Source organism: Asticcacaulis sp. (genome assembly GCF_020217185.1).
Lineage (GTDB): Bacteria > Pseudomonadota > Alphaproteobacteria > Caulobacterales > Caulobacteraceae > Asticcacaulis.
In genome coordinates this window covers 1-10,000 of record NZ_JAIWNX010000207.1, presented here as the reverse complement: position 1 = coordinate 10,000, position 10,000 = coordinate 1, and the positions used below count along the sequence as shown (strand labels likewise).

At 57.4% G+C, this 10,000-nt stretch carries 5 protein-coding genes; 3 read left to right on the top strand and 2 right to left on the bottom strand.

The genetic code is table 11. From position 1 onward, the window contains the following. Window positions 1-254: 254 nt before the first annotated feature. On the top strand, window positions 255-3,104 hold the full coding sequence (locus LDL37_RS10260; protein WP_290797669.1) for a TonB-dependent receptor: 2,850 nt from the start codon (window positions 255-257) through the stop codon (window positions 3,102-3,104). Window positions 3,105-3,235: 131 nt separating this feature from the next. Here LDL37_RS10260 and LDL37_RS10255 read toward each other — a convergent pair whose 3' ends face one another. Further along, window positions 3,236-4,753 (bottom strand): tryptophan halogenase family protein, encoded by a 1,518-nt coding sequence (locus tag LDL37_RS10255; RefSeq protein ID WP_290797667.1) that lies wholly within the window; start codon window positions 4,751-4,753, stop codon window positions 3,236-3,238. 267 nt (window positions 4,754-5,020) lie between these two features. On the opposite strand from LDL37_RS10255, the gene LDL37_RS10250 reads away from it, so the two are divergent. Both LDL37_RS10250 and LDL37_RS10245 read left to right on the top strand, forming a co-directional pair. After that, window positions 5,021-5,464, top strand: a complete 444-nt coding sequence (locus tag LDL37_RS10250) for a hypothetical protein (RefSeq protein ID WP_290797664.1) — start codon at window positions 5,021-5,023, stop codon at window positions 5,462-5,464. A gap of 24 nt (window positions 5,465-5,488) precedes the next feature. Continuing rightward, window positions 5,489-7,804 (top strand): prolyl oligopeptidase family serine peptidase, encoded by a 2,316-nt coding sequence (locus tag LDL37_RS10245; RefSeq protein ID WP_290797662.1) that lies wholly within the window; start codon window positions 5,489-5,491, stop codon window positions 7,802-7,804. A 62-nt stretch (window positions 7,805-7,866) separates the two neighbouring features. On the opposite strand, the gene LDL37_RS10240 is transcribed toward LDL37_RS10245, so the two are convergent. After that, window positions 7,867-9,372, bottom strand: a complete 1,506-nt coding sequence (locus LDL37_RS10240; protein WP_290797659.1) for a glycoside hydrolase family 27 protein — start codon at window positions 9,370-9,372, stop codon at window positions 7,867-7,869. Window positions 9,373-10,000 lie beyond the last annotated feature (628 nt).

Genomic DNA, 10,000 nt, shown 5'->3' with positions numbered 1-10,000 from the left:
TTTGGACCGAAAGCTGAAATCTCAAATATATGATTTATTTTGATAAAATGTCCGCTTTGCGGAAGTCGTCTCGATTTGATCCAATTGGGCGGTTGTGGCCGAAAAGGCACAGGAATTGTCTGTTTTTATAAAATTGTCATCGAACGGAGGTATATCGTATAAAATATTTTTGACGGATGTGATTTTTCGTGCCCAATTCTCTCTACCGAGACGCGCTGTCAGGGGACCGTGTCGTGTGGTTAGGATTTACGAAAATGCACCCGTTCAACACAAAAAAGTGGATGCTGGCCGCGACCGGGCTGGCCGTGGTTATGTACTGCACGCCTGCGCTGGCGCAAATCGCCACTGAGAAAGCGGCTACACCCCAAGCGGAGGATGATCAGGAAACGGTCGTCATCGTCAAGGGCCTGCGCAAGAGCTTGCAATCCGCCGTCGATCGCAAACGGAAATCCGCCCAGATTGTTGATTCTGTCGACGCGGAAGATGCTGGCAAGCTGCCAGATAACAACGTAAACGAGGCCATCGCGCGTATAACCGGCGTTCAGATCGAACGGGAACGCGGTGAAGGTACAGGGCTGAAAATCCGTGGCATGGAAGATGTTCAGACGACCCTCAACGGTTCCCCGAACAATACCGGTTTGGGCCGTGCCGCATCCCTGAATGACATCCCCGCCGAACTCCTCAAATCGGTTCAGGTTTATAAAAACCGCACCGCTGACCAGGTCGAAGGCGGCATTGCCGGCACGGTTAACGTTGATCTGCGTCGTCCGTTTGACCTGCCCAAGGGCTGGACCTTAGCAGGCAGTGTCCGAAACGTTTGGGCCAATGTGGGGAGTACGGAAAGCCCCTACGCCAGCGCTCTTGTGGCCCGTCGCTTCAATACAAATGTCGGCGAGATGGGCTTCCTGCTCAATGTTTCCTATCAGAAAAACAACTATAATGAGCAGTGGGTCACCTCCGAAACACCCTACGATTTCCGCTGGTGGGACGCACAGCGCCTCAGCCTGCCCGCCAATCGTTTAGCCACCAATCCCTCAGGGGCTCAGGGCGATATCATCGCGCCCTATAAGGTGCAGAACGGCATCCAGCACGGCGAGGTCGAACGCAAGTCTTACAACACGGCCTTCCAGTGGCGAGCGAATGATAAGCTGGATTTTCTGCTGGAGGCATCTGGCTTTAATGCGGACGAGCGTCGCGCGGACGATTTCCTGGAGGCCCGTATCAAAGACAGTCCTGGCGTCCTGTCCAATATCGTGTTTATGCCCGACAACAAAACCATCAAGTCGGTTACGTCCACCGACCCGAACCTTACGGACGGCAATATACTGCCGGTTGGACCGTTTGCCCGAGATAATATCATTACGACGCGTAACACACGCGTGAATGCCGAAGTCAATTACCGCAGTGAACACTGGACGGTCCGCGCAGCGGTTTCGAAGGACACCAATCGGTATGATCTCGACTGGTACCAGCAACTCCTGCGTATGAAGGGTCTGGCCGCCGTCAACTTCGACTACGCCTCGAATACGATGGCTGAACCCGGACCGGCTCTGCAATTCCTCGACGCGAGCGGGAAGGCCCTCGATTTCGGCAACATCAACAACTACTATGTACGTGAGATCGAAAACGGTAAGGGTTACGAGTACAGCGAAGAAACCGCGTTTACCCTCGATACCACCTACCACCTGAGCGATGATGGGCTCATCCGTAACCTGCAGTTTGGGGTTCGTAAAACCGATCGCCAGGGTGAGCGCCTTTACGGGTACCGTTATGCCGGCTTCTCAGACGCCAAGGCCATTCTACTGAAAGATTTTCCAGGCGGCGCCAGCCCGGCGACCATTTACGCGGATGTCCCGGGCTTTCAGTCACAGCAATGGTATCGTTTATCGCTGGATAACTATCTGGCCAATTTTGACGCGATTCGAGCCCTCGCTTCCAATTCGGCGACCTCGTCCTATGGCGGCGGTGGCGTTTGGGACCCGGTGACGGGAGCGGTCCCCTGGACACAGCAATGGTCAACGGCGAATGTGCAGACCGAGCGTATGATGGGCAGCTTCAAAACAAATGAAAATACGGCCGCCCTCTACGCTCAGGCCGTCTACGGCTTTAACATTGGCAATATCCCGGTGGACGGCGTGATTGGTGGCCGTTGGATCCATACTTGGGGCGATATCTTCTCGTACAATCGCGTTATCAACTGGATCGATAACGACAATAATCCGTCAACGCCCGCCGTCATCGGCACGCCGGATCAGATTATGGTACCGAACCTGTCTAAGGGCGATTACAACGACTTCATCCCCAGTGCCCACGCCGTGTTCCACTTCACGCCGAAACTTCAGTTGCGTGTGGCCTACTCGAGAAACGTTCAGCGTCCTCGTTTTGATCAGGCCACGTCCTTCACCTTCCTTGACTCAGGTGCGAGCGGTGTCGGCGGGGGATGGGGCGGTAACCCGGAGCTTAAGGCCAACCGTGAACAAAACTATGATGCGTCTCTGGAATACTACTTTGGGCGCGGCGGTGTGGTTTCGCTCGCGGCTTACCTGAAGAAGCCTGACGGCTTTATCTATGACAGCGTGGAAACTGAGACAATTAACGGCAAGCTCTACAACGTCTCGCGCCCTCGTAACGCCAGCCCCGGTAAGTTCCAAGGTTACGAGTTCAATGCCCAAAGCTTCTTTACCTTCCTGCCGGGAAAATGGGCAAACTTTGGCGGGCAGGTCAACTTTACGTACAATCAAGTCGCGCGCATTGATTATCCGGGCGACGATGATAACGCGGTCGGCAACTCGAAGTACACCTACAACGCCATACTTTATTACGATACGCCGAGCCTCTCAGCCCGTCTGGCCTACAATTATCGTGATCGGTACCGCGCGTGGGCGCTGCCTGAGTTCTCCGAGTACTCGCCTTATGTGGAGCCAACGTCGCGTCTGGACGCTGCCGTCAACTGGACGCCGATCAAGCAGGTCACGCTCAGCCTCGAAGCGACGAACCTTTTGGAGAACAATACGCGCCTTACCTGGGGTGAGGACAATCTCCTGCCGCAAGGTCTGCGGGTTGCGGCCCGTACCGTTCAGCTTAGCGCGCGTTTCCGCTACTGATCCGGAACCGACTTGAGCCGGGTTTTGTTCAATTGGATTGAAACCCGCCTTCGAGTCTCGGGTGAATGCTAAAAAACCCCCGCTGGAGACAGCGGGGGTTTTCCTTTGAGCGACAGGTGGGGATTAACGCTCTACACGCTGATGAAGTGAGGGGGTGCGCAGGTCTTTGCGATATAGGCTTCGTGTCCGGGCATCATGTTGACCAGACCGGTCGTACCTTCACGAACCTTCTGCATCCGCCAGCGGAATTCGTCCTCGGGCATCAGGTCGGCGCCGGGGTGATAGGACTGCGGCATCAGGCCCTGCCCGGCGAGCACGGCAAACCAGCTGGCTTCCTTGAACAGGTCCTGCGGGCGGACGAGCGGCTGATTATTTTCCCTGAAGCTGTCGAGGCGGAATTGCAGGCTGTCGGGGATGTCCATGTGCTTGCAGTAGGCCCAGAAGGGCGTGTCTTCGCGCGTTGTGACCTTGTAGTGGGCGATCAGGAAGTCTTTGACATTGGTATAGGCGTCCAGCATGGCGCGATTGAAAGAGGTCCGCGCGCTGTCAGTAATAGTCCCTCTTGGGAAATAGAGCTGGAGCGTCGCGATGGCTTCCTGCACCAGCCAGATGGAGGTCGATTCCAGCGGCTCAAGAAAGCCTGAGGCCAGTCCCATGGCGATAACGTTGCGGTTCCACATCTGCTTTCGGTGGCCGGTCTGGAAGCGGATCACGCGCGGCTCGGCCTGCGCCTTGCCATCAAGGCGCTGCATCAGTAGCTCCGAGGCCGTTTCTTCGCTCAGATAGCTGTCGCAGAAGACATAGCCGTTGCCGGTGCGATGTTGCAGGGGGATGCGCCACTGCCAGCCGGCTTCGCGCGCCGTGGATGTGGTATAGGGCGTCAGCGGATCGACCTTATCGCACGGAACGGCCACGGCTCGGTTACACGGCAGCCATTTGGACCAGTCTTCATAACCGCTTTTGAGTGTCTGCTCGATCAACAGACCGCGAAAGCCCGAGCAGTCGATAAACAGGTCGCCCTCAATACGCTCACCGCTGGCCAGAACAACGGCGGTGACATCGCCATTGTCCGGGTTTTGCTGCACCTCGGTAATGCGGCCTTCTTTGCGTACCACCCCCCGTTGCACGCAGACATCACGCAGATAGCGTGCATAGAGCGAAGCGTCGAAGTGGAAGGCATAGTTGACGGCCGGGACGTTGGGACTGATCTCCTTCATGCGCCCGAAGCGGTTGGCGCGCGCCGCCAGAGTCTGAGGATTGAACAGGCCAAAATCCGCGGAGCCGCCGGCCTTATGATAGCGCATCCAGTAGTGGTTGAAGTTCAGCCCACCCATATCGACGCCATAGACGCCGAATGGATGGAAATAGTCACTGCCCGGTGCTGACCAGTCTTTAAAGCGAATGCCTAGTTTGAACGTGCCGTTGACCGCCTTCATGAAGGCGTTTTCGTCAAGGCCCAGCATCTCGTTGAACTGGATCATGGGGGGGATTGTTGCTTCGCCCACGCCAACCGTTCCGATTTCGTCCGACTCGACCAGAGTCACCGTATAGGGCAGGGCAGGGAAGCTCCGCCGTAGGGCCGCGGCGGCCATACAGCCGGCTGTTCCGCCGCCCACAATAACCAGCCTGTATATGCCTTTGACGTTCATGGGTTTATTTCCGACGCAATCGATCCTGCCTACTATGAGCCTTCGTATACATCGCTGTCAATCACTCGGTATATCGTATAACGTATTTGACATCGTAGCCGTTTCATGGCCTCCTCTCGTTGGCATTTGCTTGGCTGCCTTACGGGTTAAGAAGGGGAACGGGTAATAATGGAGCGGTGGGTAGGTCTGATCACGGGTTTCGCACTGCTCGGATGTCCGGTGGCGGAGGCGGCAGAGTCTGTCACTGTCACGGTGCCGGGTACGTCCATGCCCTGGAGCCAGAAGGCAAATCCAAACATCCCTTTCGGTCGCAATGACGGCACAAAGCCGGTCGAAGTGAAGGGCCTGAAGTTTGCGGTCGGACAAACCCTGCGGATTACGGCCATAGGTGGCACTTCGACCATTCCCGGTGGCCCGCAATTCGGCTCAGCCGGTCAGGACTCGTTTATTGCGACCGATCAGGTGGGTGGATCGGGTTCTATCTTTCCGGCGCGGTTCATTGATCCGGCGTCCTATCCCGTCCACCTCAATGCGTTGATCGGGGTGTTTACCGACGCCAAAGGTCATCTGATTGCCCGGCCATTTTCGGTAGGTGAGGCCTTCGAGGTCACCGTGCCGGCCAACGCTGAAAAGCTGCAGTTTGGTCTGAACGACGATATCTTTGCCGATAATGCCGGCGAACTAACCGTTACCGTTTCGATCGTCGAATGATTTCTATGGTCTAAGGAATTACTCATGTCTTTGCGTTCTTCGCGCCTCACCGCCTTTGCGTCGGTTGCGGCGCTTTGTGCTTTTGCCTTGCCGGTTGCGGCCTCTGCTCAGACGCTATCCCCCCTTACGGACCCAGCGGCCGTTAGTGAGGTCTTTGGTGTCCCTACAAGTGTGCGCGTTCAGGCGGAACGGTTTTCAGCGGCCAATGTCCGCGCGCTGATCACGGACCTCGATCTGCGGGCAAAGTTTACGAGCGACGGGCAGGGCGTAGTTTATCGCACCGGCGCAAAAGGGGCAGGGCGCATCTGGCGTGTGGATCTGAAAACGTCGGGCGTCAGCGAACTGGTCACTGAATCCACGTTGACAGCCCTTCTGGCGGCGCAGGGTCTAAAGACTGACGGCGGCTTCGAGGTTTCGCCCTCGCAATATGACAGGGACAAAGACATCCTGTCCTTTTATGCGGGCGGTCGCGAATGGCGTTATGAACGGATCACAGGCAAGCTTTCTGCCGCAGAGAAGGCCCCGGCAGAGACGGGCGTCCTTTCACCTGATGGCAAGTATCGGGTCATTTCACGCAACTACAATCTGTGGCTGGTTGAGGTGGCGACGGGCCGCGAGACCGCCCTGACCACGGATGGTGTTTATGATCGCCGCTATGGCCAGAACTATCCGCAACTGGGTGACATGGTGGCCGCCAATTCTGAGACGCCCGACATGCGCGTGTCGGTGCAGTGGTCAGGCGATTCCAAACGGCTTCTGACCTATCGTCTGGATCGCAACGGGAGCTATATCTGGCACGCGGTACAGCCCAATCCGCCGGGCAGCCGCTTCCCGCGTACCTTCAGCTATGTTTATCCAAACGCCGGGGCCACAGAGGTGCCGCAGATTCGTCCTGTGGTTGTAGATATCGCCGCCGCTCTTGAGGGCAAGCCGGCTCTTACCCTGCCGGACCTGCCCGCGCAGTCCTTGCTGTGGCCGGGGGACCCGAACCTGTGGTTCAACGAGGCCGGGAAGATTGTTTATGAGTGGCAGGCGCGCGGCTATAGCGAAGTCAATCTCTACGAAGCTGACCCGGTGACGGGCAAGGCGCAGGTGCGCGTGCGTGAGGCCCTGTCGCCAAACGTCTATGTGACGTCTACGGCTATGCGTGCAGCCCCCGAACTGGGCGGTTATTTGATCATTTCCGAGCGCAGCAACTGGGCGCAACTTTATTTCATCAAAGACGGTGACAATCCTTCCGGCGGCAAGGCCCTGACAAAGGGCGAGTGGGAGGTTACCGGCATTTCGCATGTGGCCAAGGGCGGGCCGATCCTGATCACGGGTATCGGTCGGGAAACGGGCATAAACCCTTATTTCCGCAGCCTGTACAAGGTCTCTCTTGAGGGTAAGATCGCCAATCTGACGCCGGAACCGCTGGATCACGACACAACCGTCTCCGAAGACGGACAGTGGGTCATCGATCGCATGTCCACCCCGTCTGAGCCCCCACGGACCGTTCTGCGTCGGTCGTCTGACGGTGTGATTGTCCTTGAGTTGGGCCGGGCAGATCACAGTGCCTTGCTGGCAGCGGGCTTCACCCTGCCCGAAGTGTTTGAAACGACGGCCGAAGACGGCAAGACCAAGCTTTATGGCACCATCTATCGCCCGGCCCATTTTGATCCGTCGAAATCCTATGCGGTGATCGAAAATGTCTATACCGGCCCGACGACCCACCGCTTTTCTGAAACCTATGGCGGCAATGTACCCACCAACATCGCTGCCCTGGCGCAGTTGGGGGCTATTGTCGTGACCATTGACGGGACGGGCACGTCTCAGCGCGGCAAGGCCTTTCGCATGCCCGCCTGGCAGAATCTGGGTGAGGTCGGCCTTGACGACCATATCCATGTTCTTAAGGCCATGAAGGCGAAATACCCCTATTTCGATCTGGATCGTGTCGGTGTCTATGGTGGCTCGGCCGGCGGCTATGACACAGCCCGCTTCGTTCTCAGACGTCCGGATTTTTACAAGGTTGGGGTGGCCTCTTCAGGCAATCACGATCTGAGGCTGGATAAGGCGTGGTGGCCGGAAACCACCATGGGCAATGCCGACGACGCCACCTGGGAGAAGAACTCCAATATCTCGATGGCGAGCAACCTGAAAGGCCATCTGATGCTGATTCATGGCGACATCGATGATAACGTGCCGGTGGCCGCCACCTTGCGTCTGTCGGCGGCGCTGACGGCGGCTGGCAAGCCGCACGATCTGGTTATCCTGCCCAACACACCTCACAATGTGAACCAGCCCTATTACTGGAACCGGTTGACCGGCTATTTCTATCAGCATCTGATTGACGCGAAGTAGGCGCAGCAGAGGCGCAGGCATCGTATCTGGCCCCTCGGTGTCATGAGGGGCCGCTTTCGTTTTCAGTGGACCTTCAGCAGAGCCGCGCCATGCGCGGGCAGAGTGTAGCTGTAGTCCGTTTCGGCGTGGGCCTGCGTGTGTGCCCAGAGGTCGCGTACCTCTTTGGCGCCACCCACGCCGATCTCACTCCACGATCCGGTAATGGTGATGGGTTTATCAGAGCGGTTGAACAGCCCGACGGCGGTTGCGCCATCACTTAGCTTCTTGGTCCATATTTCGTGCGTTGCGTCCTTTTTCACCGGCAGGCCCTGCACCCCGGCTGTGTCCTGATCGACGGCGATGACATCGCGGTTGGTCAGGATGGCCACGGTGTCCGGCGTCATGGTCCGCACGTCATTGCCAAGGAGGAGCGGCGCTGCCATCAAGGCCCACAATGACATGTGGGTTTTGTATTCGTCTGTGGTCATGCCACCATTTCCGACTTCGAGCATGTCCGGATCGTTCCAGCCATTGGGGCCGGTATGATTGGGTTTGCCGCTGGCATCAAAGCCGATCCACGCCATACGTGCGTAATTGTCCTCAATATCGCCCGTCGTGCGCCACAGGTGGCCGCCGACATCTCTGCCCCATGATCCGACATCGAAACGCCCGTACTGACACAGGCTGAAGACGATATCGTGGCCGGTTGCAGCCAGTGCTTCGCCCATCTGCTGATAGGAGGCGTAGACGGTTTCCCGGGTATGGTAAAAGGCCTCACCGGAGCAGAGATCGTATTTCAGGTAATCCATACCCCATTCAGCAAACGTCTTCGCATCCTGTTCGACATGGCCGTAAGAGCCTTCAAAACCGCCGCAGGTTTTCGGCCCCTGAGAAGAATAGATGCCGATTTTCAGCCCCTTGGAATGGACGTAGTCGGCCAGGGCCTTCATGTCGGGGAACTTGGCATTGGGCTGCAGCACGCCGTTGGCATCACGCTTCCCCTGCCAGCCGTCATCAATATTGACATAGACATAGCCGGCGTCCTTCAGCCCGCTGCTAACCAGTGCATCGGCGATTTCGCGCACGGTCTTATCATCAATCTCTGTGTTGAACCTGTTCCAAGAGTTCCAGCCCATAGGCGGGGTAAGGGCCAGCGCTTTTTGAGCGACGACCCGATAGGGCGGCAGTGGATAGGTGGGGAAATCGAGGGCTTTCAGTTCGGTCTTTGTGGCCTTGTGCGCGGTGATATCAAAGCTCTGATACCAGAGGGTTCCCTTCATGCGCAGGACTTTGTCGTCCGCCGTGATGACAATATCCGAAGGGGTGAGGCGGGGATTGCCGTTGTTGATTTTGAAGACGAGCGTATCGCCTGCGGCCCGCAGATCCTGCATCGGCAGGTCGCCATACCAGCGTGAGGTAATGACGCCGCTGAGTGTGCCGCTCGTCCTATTGATGACGACACGGGTGAAGTCAGGATAGTCGGGGGAACCGTCAAAGACCCAGCCACCTTCTGGTGGTTTTGCCTTCGCGCCATAGGCCGGAAACAGCACGCTGAGCGCCAGCGTCAGGCTTAAAAATCGTTTGCGCATTGCACACGCTCCGTTGGCAGCTTAACAAGATAATTTCGTAATCGGACAGTTCATGGTCACGGCCCGCCGCAAGGGGGAGAACTGGTACATAGGGCCATGAGCAATAAAGAGGGCCGCACCGTAAGCGTCCCGCTGGATTTCCTCAAAGAGGGCGTCTGTCAGGCCCGGCTGTGGTAGGATGGGACGTTCCCGACGCAACTTGTGACGTCTGAGGTCAAAACCAATCGCGTCCAATCCCTTACGCTGACTTTGGCCCCATCGCCCGTCCAGAGTGGCGAAGGCCGTGTTGCGATTGGAGGGCTTGGGATCGGAATGATGACGTTCTACGGCGATCAGGGTTCCGGGCCCGGCCTGCCGACGGCGGTTTTGCATGATTACGGTCCCCCCCGATCAGAACCGCCTACCATCGAGCGTCCACCGCATGTCAAATTTACGGTGGGCGCTCTTTCACTTTGTGCTCCGCCTATAGCCACCCAGCCCCCCGCCCTGTTGAAGAGAGTAGGGGCAAAGTGCAGTGAGTTGTTTGGGGGGGGCGCTTACGCCGCCTTGTTGATGCTCAGCGACGGGCGCGAGGCGGCGGCGTCTTCGACCATTTTGATGATCTGGGCGCGGCGCTCACCGATGAGCG

Coding starts and splice junctions, on each gene's coding strand:
- LDL37_RS10260 (WP_290797669.1), top strand. CDS start 255: ATGCACCCGTTCAACACAAAAAAGTGGATGCTGGCCGCGACCGGGCTG.
- LDL37_RS10255 (WP_290797667.1), bottom strand. CDS start 4,753: ATGAACGTCAAAGGCATATACAGGCTGGTTATTGTGGGCGGCGGAACA.
- LDL37_RS10250 (WP_290797664.1), top strand. CDS start 5,021: ATGCCCTGGAGCCAGAAGGCAAATCCAAACATCCCTTTCGGTCGCAAT.
- LDL37_RS10245 (WP_290797662.1), top strand. CDS start 5,489: ATGTCTTTGCGTTCTTCGCGCCTCACCGCCTTTGCGTCGGTTGCGGCG.
- LDL37_RS10240 (WP_290797659.1), bottom strand. CDS start 9,372: ATGCGCAAACGATTTTTAAGCCTGACGCTGGCGCTCAGCGTGCTGTTT.